Genomic DNA, 13,060 nt, shown 5'->3' on the forward strand with positions numbered 1-13,060 from the left:
TTCAGCTCCTCGCCTGCACCAGGGCCGCCGCGAGCGCGCGTTCGGCCAATGGCAACTTGAATGCGTTCTCGTGGGTCGGCTGCGCATCGGCCAAAAGCCGTGCGCTCACCGCGCGCGCGCCCTGCGGCATCGCGGCCTCGGCGGCCTCGATGCGCCATGGCTTGTGCGCGACGCCGCCGAGCGCCACGCGCCCGGTGCCGTCGCGCTGCACGATGGCCGCCACCGACACCAGCGCGAAGGCATAGGAAGCGCGATCGCGCACCTTGCGGTAGATCTGCGTGCCGCCCACGGGCCGCGGCAAGGTCACGCCGGTGATCAGTTCGTCGCGCTCGAGCGCGGTCTCGATGTGCGGCGTGTCGCCGGGCAGCCGGTGGAAGTCGGCGATCGGAATCACGCGCGTGCGCCCGTCGGGCTTCACGGTCTCGACGGCCGCGTCGAGCACGCGCATCGCCACCGCCATGTCGCTCGGATGGGTCGCGATGCAGGCCTGGCTGGCGCCGATCACCGCGAGCTGCCGTGTCACGCCGCCGATGGCGCTGCAGCCGCTGCCGGGGCGGCGCTTGTTGCAGGGCTGGTCGGTGTCGTAGAAGTAGGGACAGCGCGTGCGCTGCAGCAGGTTGCCGGCCGTGGTCGCCTTGTTGCGCAACTGGCCCGAGGCGCCGGCCAGCAGTGCGCGCGACAGCACGCCGTAGTCGCGGCGCACGCGCTCGTCGGACGCCAGGTCGGTGTTGCGCACCAGCGCGCCGATGCGCAGGCCGCCGTCGGCGGTCGGCTCGATGCGGTCGAGCTTCAATGTGTTCACGTCGACCAGGTGCACCGGCGCCTCGATCTGCAGCTTCATCAGGTCGAGCAGGTTGGTGCCGCCCGCGATGAACTTGGCGCCGGGATGGCCGGCCACGGCCGCCGCGGCCTGCGCGGGCGTCTGCGCGCGCTCGTAGGTGAAGGGCTTCATGCGCGGCTCCCGGCCACCTCGGTGATGGCATCGACGATGTTCGAGTAGGCGCCGCATCGACAGATGTTGCCGCTCATGCGCTCGCGCAGTTCGTCGGCCGACAACAGCGGCCGCGCGGTGAGATCGGCGCTCACGTGGCTGGGCACGCCGCGGCGCACCTCGTCGATGACGCCGACCGCCGAACAGATCTGGCCCGGCGTGCAGTAGCCGCACTGGTAGCCGTCGTGCTTGACGAAGGCCGCCTGCAGCGGATGCATGGCCTGCGGCGTGCCCAGTCCCTCGATGGTCGTGACCTGCGCGCCCTCGTGCATGACCGCGAGCGTGAGGCAGGAATTGATGCGGCGTCCGTCGAGCAGCACGGTGCAGGCGCCGCACTGGCCGTGGTCGCAGCCCTTCTTGGTGCCGGTCAGGTGCAGGTGTTCGCGCAGTGCGTCGAGCAGGGTCGTGCGCGTGTCGAGTTCGAGCGCATGCGATTGGCCGTTGACCTGCAACGAGAGTCTGGTGGAGGGCATGTTCGTGGGCGGTGGTGATGCTGCGGCCGGCGCGGCCGCGGCGGGAAGGTGGGACGAGACTGCCGCGGCGGTGGCGGCGGTCGCGATGAGAGCATCGCGCCGGGTGATCGAGGTCGTGGGGCTTTCCATGGGGGACTCCTGTGGTTGGAGGGTCGGATGCGCGTGGGAACACTGCTGATAGCGCGAGCCATCGGGGATTGCAGTAGGAGAAGGGATGTTGTTGGGTCCCGTGGGTGGCTCGCCGCGCGCGGGTGGCGGGTGCTTGCGCTCGTTTGCCCGTCTGGTGCGGGCGTGGCGAAGCACCATTCTTGGGAAGCGCTCGCGGAATCGATTGCGCGTTTCGCGCGTTTTCTTGCCTGATTCGACGAGCTTGCGCGGGTGCGCGGCGATGCGAACGTTCGTGTGTAAGAAGGCGGGCTTACAAGTGGCTGTGGCTACGCCCGACGCCGCGAGCCAGCGCCTCGGTCGCGCCTACCAGCGTCCCAACGAAAAAAGTCCCGTCGCATGGGCTGCGCGGGACTTTCAAAAAAGCGGACCTGGATGATCCTGGCGGAGAGTGTGAGATTCGAACTCACGGACGGTCGCCCGTCGGCAGTTTTCAAGACTGCTGGTTTAAACCACTCACCCAACTCTCCGGAGCCCGCAATTCTATGCCGAGCCCGCCCCGTGCTCAGTCCTCGGGCAGGAACAGGGTCTGCAGGTCGCTGAGGAAATCGAGCCCGCGCTCGGTGGGCCACACGCGGCTCAGGTCGCGTTCGACGAGGCCCTTGCGCTCGGCCTCCTCCAGTCCGCGCTGGATCGCGGTGAAGGCCAGGCCGGTGCGCTCGCCGAACTGCATCAGCGTGAAACCGGCCTTCAGGCGCATGGCGTTCAGCATGAACTCGAACGGCAGGTCGGCCAGCGCGACCTCGTCGCTCTGCGCGACGGCGGTGCCGGCACGGGCGTTGTCCATGTACAGGCGCGGTTCGCGAAAGCGCACCTGGCGCACGATGCGGTGGGCGAAGCTGAGCTTGCTGTGGGCGCCGGCGCCGATGCCGAGGTAATCGCCGAACTGCCAGTAGTTGAGGTTGTGCGCGCAGGTATGGCCGGGCCGCGCATAGGCCGAGACCTCGTAGCGCGACATGCCGATGGCGCCGGTGCGCTCGGTGATGCGGTCGAGCATGGCGTAGGCGATGTCGTCCTCGGGCAGCTGCGGCGGGAACTTGGCGAACCAGGTGTTCGGCTCGATGGTGAGGTGGTAGACCGACAGGTGCGGCGGCGCGAGCGCGAGCGCCTGCGTGAGGTCGGCGTCGAGCTGCTCGAGCGACTGGCCCGGCAGCGCGTACATGAGGTCGAGGTTGAAGGTGTCGAACGAGGCCGCGGCCTCCTCGGCGGCGGCGATCGCCTGGGCACGGTCGTGCACGCGGCCCAGCGCCTTCAGGTGTTCGTCGTTGAAGCTCTGCACGCCCAGCGACAGCCGGGTGACGCCGGCCGCGCGGTAGGCGCGGAAGCGGTCGCGCTCGAAGGTGCCGGGGTTGGCCTCGAGCGTGATCTCGCAGTCGGGCGCGAGCTTGAGGCGCGCGCGCACGTCGCCCAGCAGGCGGTCGATGGCCTGGGGCGAGAACAGGCTCGGGGTGCCGCCGCCGATGAAGATGGCCTGGACGCCACGGCCCCAGATCAGCGGCAGCGCGGCATCAAGGTCGGCGACGAGCGCGTCGATGTACGCGGACTCGGGCATGCCTTCGGCCTCGGCGGTGCTCGTGGCGCGCCACTCGTGGGAATTGAAGTCGCAGTACGGGCACTTGCGCAGGCACCACGGCAGGTGGATGTACAGCGTGAGCGGCGGCAGCGCCGTCAGCTGCAGCGGGCCGGGACGCATCCAGTGCAGCACGTCGTTGGCGTGCGGCGCGCCGGCCGGCGCCGCGGGCTGGATGGGAACGACGGACGAGGGAGCGCTCACAGCCATCGCTCGCGCATCAGCGCCAGCATGGCGCGCGCGGCCTGGCCGCGGTGGCTGTGGGCGTTCTTCACCTCGGGCGTGAGCTGGGCGAAGGTCTTGCCGAACGCCGGCAGGTACATCACGGGGTCGAAGCCGAAGCCGTTGTCGCCGACCGGCGCCGGCGCGATCTCGCCGACCACGCGGCCCACGGCGATCAGCGGCTCGGGGTCGTCGTGGCGGCGCAGCGCGACCAGGGTGCTGACGAGCGCGGCGCGGCGGTTGGCCTGTCCGGCCAGTTGCTCGAGCAGCGCCTTCACGTTGTTGGCATCGCCCTTGGGATAGCCGAACTGGGTGGCGTAGTAGGCGGTGTCGACGCCCGGCAGGCCGCCGAAGGCATCGACGCACAGGCCGGCGTCGTCGGCGATGGCAGGCAGGCCGGTGGCGGCGCTGGCGTGGCGCGCCTTGGTCAGCGCGTTCTCGACGAAGGTGCGGAACGGCTCCTCGGCCTCGCTCACGCCGAGCTCCGACTGCCGCACGAGCGTGACGTCGAGTTCGGCGAAGAGCTGCTGCAGTTCGGCCAGTTTGCCGGCGTTGTTGGAAGCCAGGACGAGTTTCATACGTGGAAAGGAATAACGACGGCGGCCTTCTGCGGGCCGCGGTTCATGGCTGCTACTTCGACTGCAGGGCCTGCTGCTGCAGGACGACGAGTTCACCGATGCCTTTTTCGGCCAGGCCCAGCAGCAGGTTCATCTCCTCGCGCGTGAAGGCCACGCCCTCGGCCGTGCCCTGCACTTCGACGAAGTGGCCGGCGCCGGTCATGACGACGTTCATGTCGGTGTCGCAGGCGGAGTCCTCGGTGTACTCGAGGTCGAGCAGCGGCGTGCCGCCGACGATGCCCACCGAGATGGCGGCCACATGGCCCTTGATCGGCGAAGCGACCAGCGTGCCGGCGGCGATCAGTTTGTTGACGGCATCCTGGGCGGCAACGAAGGCACCGGTGATGGCGGCGGTGCGGGTGCCGCCGTCGGCCTGCAGCACGTCGCAGTCGAGGTGGATGGTGCGTTCGCCGAGCGCGGCGAGGTCGAACACGGCGCGCATCGAGCGGCCGATGAGGCGCTGGATCTCCTGCGTGCGGCCGGTCTGCTTGCCCTTGGCGGCCTCGCGGCTGCTGCGGGTGTGGGTGGCGCGCGGCAGCATGCCGTACTCGGCCGTGACCCAGCCTTCGCCGCTGCCCTTCTTGTGCGGCGGCACCTTCTCCTCGACCGAGGCGGTGCACAGCACGCGAGTCTGGCCGAACTCGATCAGCACCGAGCCCTCGGCGTGGATGGTGAAGCCGCGCGTGATGCGCACGGGGCGCAACTGGTCGGCGGCGCGGCCGCCGCTACGGGTGAAAGCTGTCATGGTCTGATGAAAAAGAAAGGAAGGGAAAAACACGGGCGCGCCCTCGAACGGGAAGGCGCGGAACGATTCAGGTCTTGCGGGCCGCCGAACGCCGGATGGCTTCGTTGATCTCGGCGATCGAACGCTCGATGGCGTCCTCGTCGAGGTCCTCGATCTCGTCGTCGGCGAGCATGCCGGCCTGGATGGTCGAGGCGAACACGCCGTCGCTGATGCTGTCGGTGGAGATGCCGGGCTCCTCGCCGGGCGCGTCGGGCATTTCCCATTCGAGCGCGATCAGCGTCACGTTGTCGCTGTGCGAGCCGCCCTTGCGCAGCGCCATCTCGGCGAGGTCGGGCGCGGCATCGGACACGGGCTTGCCGGACGACAGGGTGTGCACGATGAGCGCGTCGTCGAGCACGCCCCAGACGCCGTCGGAGCACAGCATGATGCGGTCGCCGCGCTGCAGCGCCAGCGGGGCCGACACGTCGAACAGCGGCGTGGTGGGCGAGCCGAGGCAGGTGAGCAGCAGGTTGCGGTTGGCGGGCGAGGACTCGGACACGCCGCGGTGGCGCGGGCGCTCGGCATGCGAATGATCGAGCGTGCGCACCAGCAGGCGGCCGTCGCGCACGACGTACAGGCGCGAGTCGCCGCAATGCATCCAGGTGGCCATGCCGGCCTGCAGCACGGCCGCGACCACGGTGGTGCGCGGCGTGTCGAGCATCGCCTTGCTGCTGGCGTAGCGCATGATCTGCTGGTGCGCGGCCATCGCCGATTCGGCGAGGAAGGCCTTGGGGTCCTTCACCATCGGGCGCGCCTCGCGCTGGTAGAGCGCGGCCACGGTCTGCAGCGCGATCTGCGCGGCCACCTCGCCCTCGGGATGGCCGCCCATGCCGTCGGCCAGCACGAACAGGCCCGATTCGCGCGTGTAGCAGTAGCCCATGCGGTCTTCGTTCTTGACGCGGCCGCCCTTGCGGCTGACCTGGAAGACGGAGAACTTCATGGCCGCGTTTCCAGGCGGGCAAGGATCGGGGAGGCGATGCGCTGCGTCGTCATGCCGGGCGGGTCGTCGGTGCCGCCGCGCGGGGCGCGCTCTTCTTGTCGAAGGAGCGGATGTTGTCGATCGACAGGCGCACCTTCTCGCCCACCGTGAGCTTGGTGTAGCGGCGCTCGCCCTCGCGGCTGAGTTCCTTCTGCAGCGCGAACACGGACTGCGGGCGCGAGAGCGGATCGAGCGACATGCACCACTCGACCACCTCGATGAGGTTGTCGGAATAGACGCCGCGCAGGCGCGACAGCGAGAGGCTCAGACGGTCCTTCTCGATGCGGCGCGGCGCGTCGTTGGGCGGGTAGCCCTGCATGCAGGCGTAGATGCAGGCGCCGATCGCGTAGATGTCGGTCCAGGGGCCCATCGAGGAATCGCGGCGATACATCTCGGGCGCGGCGAAGCCGGGCGTGTACATCGGGCGGATGAAGATGCCTTCCTTGCTGAGCACTTCGCGCGCGGCGCCGAAGTCGATCAGCACGGCCCGGTCGTCGTCGGTGACGAAGATGTTGGCGGGCTTGATGTCGAGGTGCAGCATCTTGTACTGGTGCACGATGCGCAGGCCGCGCAGGATCTCGTCGAACAGCGAGCGGATCGTCGATTCGCGGAACACCTTCTGCCGCTTGAGGTCGCGCGCGGTGACCACGAAGTCCTGCAGGGTCGCGCCCTCCAGGTAGTTCATGACCATGTAGACGGTCTCGTTCTCGCGGAAGAAGTTGAGCACGCTGACCACCGAGGCATGCGAGATCTGCGCGAGCGAGCGGCCTTCCTCGAAGAAGCTCTTGAGGCCGAGGCGGTACAGCGAGAGCTTCTCGGCCGGCACCTGCGGGGCGAGTTCGCCGGGGCCGCGGGTGGCGAGCGAAGAAGGGAGATACTCCTTGACCGCGACCTGCTGGCCGCTGGGGTCGATCGCCAGGTACACCACCCCGAAACCGCCCGCCGACAACCTGCGAACGATGCGGTAGCCGCCGATGGTCGTATCGGGCGGCAGAGGTGACGGCTTGACCTTTGACATAATCCGGGAGTTTCGCCCGAAGGCGATGGTGCGGCAAGCGAACGCCGTGCCGGTGCCTCGGTGCATGCAAGCAGAACCACAGAGAGGCGCAATGCCAGTTTACAGCATGACCGGCTATGCCAGCGGCCAGAACGGCCCCTCGGGCAGCCACGCCGAAGCCGACGCGCGGCCCTCCGCCGCGGGCCGGCTCGGGGTCGAAATCCGCTCGGTCAACAGCCGCTTCCTCGACCTCACCTTCAAGCTCCCCGAAGAGCTGCGCCAGCACGAGACCGCCCTGCGCGAACTGCTGACCGGCCGCCTCAAGCGCGGCAAGGTCGAGCTGCGCGCTGCCATCGAAAGCAATGCCCAGGGCGGCGTGGCGGAGCCTTCCGTCAAGCTGCTGCAGCGGCTCAACGGCGTGCAGGACGGCATCAAGGCCTGGCTGCCCGGCGCGCGCGAACTCAGCGTGGCCGACGTGCTGCGGCTGGCGGGCAGCGACAGCGCGCCGCGCGGCGACTGGGGCGCCGACCTGCTCGAGGTGGCCGGCAAGGCGCTCGATGCCCTGGTGTCGGCACGCCAGCGCGAAGGCGCGCGGCTGGCCAAGATGCTCGAGGCCCACCTGGGGCAACTGCGCGAGCTGGTCGCCCAGGCCGGACCGCTGGTGCCGCAGCTGGTCGAACAGCAGCGCACCCGTTTCCTCGAGCGCTGGCAGGAGGCCATGGGCCTGGGCGCCAACGGCGGAGGCACGCTGCCCGAAGCGGCGCAGGACCGCGCGCTGACCGAGGCGACCGCGTTCGCGATCCGCATCGACGTGGCCGAGGAGCTGACGCGGCTGAACTCGCATCTCGACGAGATCGAGCGGCTGCTCAAGAAGGGCGGCGAGATCGGCAAGCGGCTCGACTTCCTGATCCAGGAGCTGCATCGCGAGGCCAACACGCTGGGCTCCAAGTCGGCGGCGCTGGAACTCACGCGCATCGGCGTGGACATGAAGGTGCTGATCGAGCAGATGCGCGAGCAGGTCCAGAACATCGAGTGAGCGAGCGAGTGAAGGAAAGCATGGACTATCCCGGCAACATCTTCGTGGTTGCGGCACCGAGCGGGGCCGGCAAGTCGAGCCTCGTGAAGGCCCTGATGGAGCTCGACTCGGCGGTGCAGCCCTCCGTGTCGCACACGACGCGCTCGCCGCGCGGGCAGGAAAAGCACGGCCGCGAATACTTCTTCGCCTCGACCTCGGAGTTCGACGCCATGGTGGCCTCGGACGCCTTCGTCGAATGGGCCCACGTGCACGGGCAGCGCTACGGCACCTCCAAGAAGGCGATCGAGGAGCGCATCGCCCAGGGCGCCGACGTGATCCTCGAGATCGACTTCCAGGGCGCGCTGCAGATCCGCAAGGCCTTCGCGAACGCGGTGATGATCTTCATCCTGCCGCCGAGCTGGGAAGAGTTGCGCTCGCGGTTGGAACGCCGGGGCGAGGACAGCGCCGCGGTCATCGAACTGCGGCTGCAGAACGCCGCCGAAGAGATGGCGCAGGCCGGGAAATTCGATTTCGTTATAATCAACGAGTTATTTGAGCGCGCACTGTTCGATCTCAAGGCGATCGTCCACGCTCAGCGGCTCCGGTATTCCGCACAGCGACGCGCGCGTGCCGACACTTTCGCCGCCCTGAACATCCCCTGATTCCTCGCTCACCGACCGAAAGATTCCATCATGGCCCGCATCACCGTCGAAGACTGCCTGCAGCAGATCCCCAACCGCTTCCAGCTCGTGCTCGCCGCGACCTACCGCGCGCGCATGCTGAGCCAGGGCCATGCCCCGAAGATCGAAAGCAAGAACAAGCCGGCCGTGACCGCGCTGCGCGAGATCGCCGAAGGCAAGATCGGCCTGGAAATGCTCAAGAAGGTTCCCGGCTGATTGCTGACGCAGGCTTGCAACGGAAAAGCACCGCGACGCGGTGCTTTTTTTACGCCTGATCACGTCCACACAGCGGTCACGCTAAAGTGATAGCCATGAGCGCGGTCGCAAAATCTCAGTCCCATGCCCCTGCGGGCACGCCGAAGCCGAGCCCGGCGGCGCTGAATGCGGCCGCCGCCAGCTTCGCGGCCCTGACGGCCAGGCTCGACTACCTGAGCCCCGAAGACACCGAACTGGTCCGCCGCGCCTACCGTTTCGCCGACGAGGCCCACCTGGGCCAGCTGCGCAACAGCGGCGAGCCCTACATCACCCACCCGATCGCCGTGGCGGCGCAATGCGCCGAGTGGAAGCTCGACGCGCAGGCCCTGATGGCCGCCCTGCTGCACGATGCCATCGAGGACTGCGGCGTCACCAAGCCCGAACTGATCGAGCGCTTCGGCGCGCCGGTGGCCGAGCTGGTCGATGGCCTCACCAAGCTCGACAAGCTGCAGTTCAACACGCGCGAGGAAAACCAGGCCGAGTCCTTCCGCAAGATGCTGCTGGCGATGGCGCGCGACGTGCGCGTGATCCTGGTCAAGCTGGCCGACCGCACGCACAACATGCGCACGCTGGCCGACGCGCCGCGCGAAAAATGGGCCCGGATCTCGCGCGAAACGCTCGACATCTACGCACCCATCGCGCACCGGCTCGGCCTCAATCAGACGTACCGCGAGTTACAGGAACTGTCGTTCCGGCACCTCAAACCGTGGCGCTATGCAACGTTGGCCAAGGCCGTGGCCAAGGCGCGCGGTCGCCGGCGCGACCTGATCCAGAAGGTGCAGCGCGAGGTCGAGACCGCCTTCGCCGCCGCCAACATGACGCTGCGGATCGCGGGGCGCGAGAAGACGCTCTATTCGATCTACCGCAAGATGGAGGAAAAGCACCTGAGCTTCGCCCAGGTCACCGACATCTACGGCTTCCGGCTGATCGTGCCGAACGTGATCGCCTGCTACACCGGCCTGGGCATCCTGCACCAGATGTACAAGCCGCTGCCGGGCAAGTTCAAGGACCACATCGCGATCGCCAAGCTCAACGGCTACCAGTCGCTGCACACCACGCTGGTGGGCCCGGCGGGCGTCAGCGTCGAGTTCCAGCTGCGCACCGACGCCATGCACGTGGTGGCCGAGTCGGGCGTGGCGGCGCACTGGCTCTACAAGGCCGCGGACCCGAGCACGGCCAGCAACGACCGCCTGGGCACCAAGTGGCTGCAGTCGCTGCTCGACATCCAGGACGAGACGCGCGACGCCGCGGAGTTCTGGGACCACGTCAAGGTCGACCTGTTCCCCGACGCCGTCTACGTCTTCACGCCCAAGAGCCAGATCATGGCGCTGCCGCGCGGCGCGACCGTGGTCGACTTCGCCTACGCGATCCACAGCAACATCGGCGACCACACCTCGGCCGCGCGCATCAACGGCGACCAGGTGCCGCTGCGCACCGAGCTCAAGAACGGCGACGTGGTCGAGGTGATCACCGCGCCGGTCTCCACGCCCAATCCGGCCTGGCTCGGCTTCGTGCGGACCGGCCGTGCGCGCTCGAAGATCCGCCACTACCTCAAGACCCTGGCCCACGCCGAATCCGAAGGCCTGGGCGAGAAGCTGCTGGCGCAGGCCCTGCGCGCCGAAGGCCTGAGCAAGCTGCCCGAGGACGATGCGGAGCACCAGCCGCTGTGGGAAAAGCTGCTGCGCTTCACCGGCAACCGCACGCGCGCCGAGCTGCTGACCGACATCGGCCTGGGCAAGCGCATCGCGAGCATCGTGGCCAAGCGGCTGATGGCGCTCATGGCCGAGCTCGGCGAGCGCCCCGACGCGCTGCTGTTGAGCCGCGAGCGCTTCATCTCGCACGAAACCATCTCGCAAGGCGCGGTCACGCTCGACGGCAGCGAGAACTCGTCGGTGCGCTTCGCGCTGTGCTGCCGCCCGATCCCGGGCGACCCGATCGTGGGCTACCTCGGCCACGGCGAGGGCCTGGTGGTGCACACCGAGGCCTGCGGCGTGGGCCAGCGCCTGCGCCACAAGGACAGCGAACGCTTCTTCGCGGTCGAGTGGGCTGACGAACCGACACGCGCCTTCGAAACCGGCGTGATCATCACCGTACGCAACGACAAGGGCGTGCTGGCGCGCGTGGCCGCCACGCTGGCCGATGCCGAAGCCGACATCACCCACGTCGAGATGGCCGACGAGACGCCGCAGGATTCGACCGACCTGCGCTTCGTGATCGCGGTGCGCGATCGCTCGCACCTCGATGCGGTGCTGCGTTCGGTGCGCCGGACCACCTCGGTGCTGTCCGCCGCGCGCAGCGTTCCCGCGTCCTGATTCCGCGCCTGCGGCGCAGCCTCTATGCGGCGCCTGGCCCCGGCGCCGGATAGACGACCGACAGCAGCTCTACCTCGTGCGTGCCGCCCGGCGTCACGAGCTTGACCACGTCGCCCTCCCGCGCCTTCAGCAGCGCCCGCGCGATCGGCGAGATCCAGCTGACCTGCGACTGCGCGCTGTCGGCCTCGTCGATGCCGAGGATCGTCACGCTGCGCTCGTCGCCGTTCTCGTCCGCATAGCGCACCGTGGCGCCGAAGAAGACCTGGTCGCTGCCGTGGTGCACGGAGGGGTCGGTCACCTCGGCGATCTCGAGGCGCTTGGTGAGGAAGCGGATGCGGCGGTCGATCTCGCGCAGCCGCTTCTTGCCGTAGAGGTAGTCGCCGTTCTCCGAGCGGTCGCCGTTCTTGGCGGCCCAGTGCACGGCCTCGACCACCTTGGGCCGCTCCTCGTCCATCAGGTGCAGCAACTCGGTCCGCAGCCGCTCGTAGCCCGCCGGCGTGATGTAGTTCTTGCCGCCCGCGGGCAGCGGCGGCATGGCGCCGTCGGCGCCATCGTCGTCCGCGTCGGAATCCGTTTCCTTGGTGAATGCCTTGTTCAAGCGACGCCTTTCGGAGATCGAAAGAAAAGCGTGGCGTCCGCCGTGCACGGACGAGCCCCGCACCAAAAAGAAAAGGGTCAACTCGTTTCCGAGTTGACCCTTGAAGAGTGGTGCGGCTGGCAGGAATTGAACCCACGACCCCTTGGTTCGTAGCCAAGTACTCTATCCAACTGAGCTACAGCCGCACAGCTTGCGATCATAGCACGTATTTTTGGGACCTTTCCGATTCGTCGAAACAAATCTCAAAAATACGGGTGGTAGGCCGTGCTGGGCTTGAACCAGCGACCAACGGATTATGAGTCCGCTGCTCTAACCAACTGAGCTAACGGCCCACGTGGACCCGATTCTATTCGCGCCGAAAAGGCGCCCCGCTACTTGCGGTGGCTCAGCGCGTTGCTGACCAGCCTCGAGGTGATGTCGACGATCTGGATCATGCGCTCATAGGGCATGCGCGTCGGGCCGATCACGCCCAGCGTGCCCACGACCTGGCCGTCGACCTCGTAGTTGGCGCTGACGATGGACAGCTCCTCGACCGGCACCACCTGGCTCTCGCCGCCGATGAAGATGCGCACGCCCTCGGCCTTGCTCGACACGTCGAGCAGCCGCATCAGCTGCGCCTTCTGCTCGAAGAGCTCGAAGGCGCGCCGCAGCTGCCCCATGTCGCTCGAGAAATCGCTGACCGCGAGCAGGTTGCGCTCGCCCGAGATCACGACGTCGTCCTCCTGCGATTCGCTCAGCACGTCCGAGCTGACCTTCACGGCCGCCTGCATCAGCGCCGCGATCTCGCCGCGCAGCGTGTCGACCTCGGACTGCAGCCGGTCGCGCACCTGCTCGATCGTCAGGCCCGCGTAGTGGGCGTTGATGTAGTTCGCGGCCTCGACCAGCTGCGACTGCGAGTAATCGGCCTCGGGAAAGATCACGCGGTTCTGCACGTCGCCCTCGGGCGAGACGATGATCACCAGCAGCCGGCGGTCCGACAGGCGCAGGAACTCGATCTGCTTGAACACCGACGAACGCCGTGGCGCCATCACCACGCCGACGAACTGCGAGAGGTTCGACAGCAGGTGCGCGGCGTTGGCGATCACGCGCTGCGGCTGGTCGGGCGCGAGGCTCGGCGCGGCCAGGTGCTCGCGCTGCGCGGTGAGCATGGTGTCGACGAAAAGCCGGTAGCCGCGCGCCGTGGGCACGCGGCCGGCCGAGGTGTGCGGACTGGCGATCAGCCCGAGCGCCTCGAGGTCCGACATCACATTGCGGATGGTCGCGGGCGAGAGGTCCAGGCCCGAGGAACGCGAGAGCGTTCGCGAGCCGACCGGCTGGCCGTCGGCGATGTAGCGCTCGACGAGCGTCTTGAGCAGCAACTTGGCGCGGTCGTCCAGCATTGCAAGATTTTAGTGTTGTAATT

General features: G+C 68.2%; 13 protein-coding genes and 3 tRNA genes. 4 read left to right on the forward strand and 12 right to left on the reverse strand.

Going from position 1 to position 13,060, the window contains the following annotated elements; all coding sequences use genetic code 11:
- Window position 1: 1 nt before the first annotated feature.
- From AC1HIL_RS30755 to AC1HIL_RS30790, 8 genes are all read right to left on the reverse strand, one after another.
- The gene (locus tag AC1HIL_RS30755; protein ID WP_479670761.1) at window positions 2–952 is read right to left on the reverse strand and encodes an FAD binding domain-containing protein; all 951 of its coding nucleotides are present in this window, start codon (window positions 950–952) and stop codon (window positions 2–4) included.
- Window positions 949–1,593 carry an aldehyde dehydrogenase iron-sulfur subunit PaoA gene (gene paoA / locus AC1HIL_RS30760; protein WP_422095984.1) on the reverse strand — a complete coding sequence of 215 codons (645 nt, stop codon included), beginning with the start codon at window positions 1,591–1,593 and terminating at the stop codon, window positions 949–951. The genes AC1HIL_RS30755 and paoA overlap by 4 nt, the downstream gene beginning before the upstream one ends.
- Window positions 1,594–2,011: 418 nt before the next feature.
- Window positions 2,012–2,099 (reverse strand) — tRNA-Ser (locus AC1HIL_RS30765).
- Between the two features lie 35 nt (window positions 2,100–2,134).
- Window positions 2,135–3,409 carry a radical SAM family heme chaperone HemW gene (gene hemW / locus AC1HIL_RS30770; protein WP_479670762.1) on the reverse strand — a complete coding sequence of 425 codons (1,275 nt, stop codon included), beginning with the start codon at window positions 3,407–3,409 and terminating at the stop codon, window positions 2,135–2,137.
- The gene (rdgB, locus tag AC1HIL_RS30775; protein WP_479670763.1) at window positions 3,400–3,999 is read right to left on the reverse strand and encodes an RdgB/HAM1 family non-canonical purine NTP pyrophosphatase; all 600 of its coding nucleotides are present in this window, start codon (window positions 3,997–3,999) and stop codon (window positions 3,400–3,402) included. The genes hemW and rdgB overlap by 10 nt, the downstream gene beginning before the upstream one ends.
- A gap of 52 nt (window positions 4,000–4,051) precedes the next feature.
- The gene (gene rph / locus AC1HIL_RS30780; protein ID WP_479670764.1) at window positions 4,052–4,783 is read right to left on the reverse strand and encodes a ribonuclease PH; all 732 of its coding nucleotides are present in this window, start codon (window positions 4,781–4,783) and stop codon (window positions 4,052–4,054) included.
- A 67-nt stretch (window positions 4,784–4,850) separates the two neighbouring features.
- Complete coding sequence (locus AC1HIL_RS30785) at window positions 4,851–5,762, reverse strand: PP2C family protein-serine/threonine phosphatase (protein WP_057595161.1); 912 nt, start codon at window positions 5,760–5,762, stop codon at window positions 4,851–4,853.
- Between the two features lie 49 nt (window positions 5,763–5,811).
- Window positions 5,812–6,819 (reverse strand): serine/threonine protein kinase, encoded by a 1,008-nt coding sequence (locus tag AC1HIL_RS30790; RefSeq protein ID WP_057595160.1) that lies wholly within the window; start codon window positions 6,817–6,819, stop codon window positions 5,812–5,814.
- Window positions 6,820–6,910: 91 nt separating this feature from the next.
- On the opposite strand from AC1HIL_RS30790, the gene AC1HIL_RS30795 reads away from it, so the two are divergent.
- The 4 genes from AC1HIL_RS30795 to AC1HIL_RS30810 all read left to right on the forward strand — a co-directional run bounded on the left by AC1HIL_RS30795 (window position 6,911) and on the right by AC1HIL_RS30810 (window position 11,060).
- Complete coding sequence (locus tag AC1HIL_RS30795) at window positions 6,911–7,834, forward strand: YicC/YloC family endoribonuclease (protein WP_261216980.1); 924 nt, start codon at window positions 6,911–6,913, stop codon at window positions 7,832–7,834.
- A gap of 20 nt (window positions 7,835–7,854) precedes the next feature.
- Window positions 7,855–8,475: a guanylate kinase gene (gene gmk / locus AC1HIL_RS30800; protein ID WP_057595158.1), complete on the forward strand. Its 621-nt coding sequence runs from the start codon at window positions 7,855–7,857 to the stop codon at window positions 8,473–8,475.
- Window positions 8,476–8,505: 30 nt separating this feature from the next.
- On the forward strand, window positions 8,506–8,709 hold the full coding sequence (rpoZ, locus tag AC1HIL_RS30805; RefSeq protein WP_057595157.1) for a DNA-directed RNA polymerase subunit omega: 204 nt from the start codon (window positions 8,506–8,508) through the stop codon (window positions 8,707–8,709).
- A 95-nt stretch (window positions 8,710–8,804) separates the two neighbouring features.
- Window positions 8,805–11,060 carry a RelA/SpoT family protein gene (locus AC1HIL_RS30810; RefSeq protein ID WP_057595156.1) on the forward strand — a complete coding sequence of 752 codons (2,256 nt, stop codon included), beginning with the start codon at window positions 8,805–8,807 and terminating at the stop codon, window positions 11,058–11,060.
- Window positions 11,061–11,082: 22 nt separating this feature from the next.
- On the opposite strand, the gene greB is transcribed toward AC1HIL_RS30810, so the two are convergent.
- From greB to hrcA, 4 genes are all read right to left on the reverse strand, one after another.
- On the reverse strand, window positions 11,083–11,658 hold the full coding sequence (greB, locus tag AC1HIL_RS30815; protein WP_057595155.1) for a transcription elongation factor GreB: 576 nt from the start codon (window positions 11,656–11,658) through the stop codon (window positions 11,083–11,085).
- A 108-nt stretch (window positions 11,659–11,766) separates the two neighbouring features.
- A tRNA-Arg gene (locus AC1HIL_RS30820) sits at window positions 11,767–11,843 on the reverse strand.
- 70 nt (window positions 11,844–11,913) lie between these two features.
- Window positions 11,914–11,990 (reverse strand) — tRNA-Ile (locus AC1HIL_RS30825).
- 39 nt (window positions 11,991–12,029) lie between these two features.
- Entirely contained in the window at window positions 12,030–13,037 is a 1,008-nt protein-coding gene (hrcA, locus tag AC1HIL_RS30830) for a heat-inducible transcriptional repressor HrcA (protein ID WP_057595154.1), read from the reverse strand.
- Window positions 13,038–13,060 lie beyond the last annotated feature (23 nt).

The sequence above is a fragment of the Variovorax sp. ISS6 genome (assembly GCF_056523145.1).

Excerpts from the sequence above, each read along its gene's own strand:
- AC1HIL_RS30795 (WP_261216980.1), top strand. The coding sequence starts at position 6,911 with ATGCCAGTTTACAGCATGACCGGCTATGCCAGCGGCCAGAACGGCCCC.
- AC1HIL_RS30790 (WP_057595160.1), bottom strand. The coding sequence starts at position 6,819 with ATGTCAAAGGTCAAGCCGTCACCTCTGCCGCCCGATACGACCATCGGC.
- paoA (WP_422095984.1), bottom strand. The coding sequence starts at position 1,593 with ATGGAAAGCCCCACGACCTCGATCACCCGGCGCGATGCTCTCATCGCG.
- gmk (WP_057595158.1), top strand. The coding sequence starts at position 7,855 with ATGGACTATCCCGGCAACATCTTCGTGGTTGCGGCACCGAGCGGGGCC.
- rpoZ (WP_057595157.1), top strand. The coding sequence starts at position 8,506 with ATGGCCCGCATCACCGTCGAAGACTGCCTGCAGCAGATCCCCAACCGC.
- rph (WP_479670764.1), bottom strand. The coding sequence starts at position 4,783 with ATGACAGCTTTCACCCGTAGCGGCGGCCGCGCCGCCGACCAGTTGCGC.
- AC1HIL_RS30810 (WP_057595156.1), top strand. The coding sequence starts at position 8,805 with ATGAGCGCGGTCGCAAAATCTCAGTCCCATGCCCCTGCGGGCACGCCG.
- AC1HIL_RS30785 (WP_057595161.1), bottom strand. The coding sequence starts at position 5,762 with ATGAAGTTCTCCGTCTTCCAGGTCAGCCGCAAGGGCGGCCGCGTCAAG.
- AC1HIL_RS30755 (WP_479670761.1), bottom strand. The coding sequence starts at position 952 with ATGAAGCCCTTCACCTACGAGCGCGCGCAGACGCCCGCGCAGGCCGCG.
- rdgB (WP_479670763.1), bottom strand. The coding sequence starts at position 3,999 with ATGAAACTCGTCCTGGCTTCCAACAACGCCGGCAAACTGGCCGAACTG.
- hrcA (WP_057595154.1), bottom strand. The coding sequence starts at position 13,037 with ATGCTGGACGACCGCGCCAAGTTGCTGCTCAAGACGCTCGTCGAGCGC.
- hemW (WP_479670762.1), bottom strand. The coding sequence starts at position 3,409 with ATGGCTGTGAGCGCTCCCTCGTCCGTCGTTCCCATCCAGCCCGCGGCG.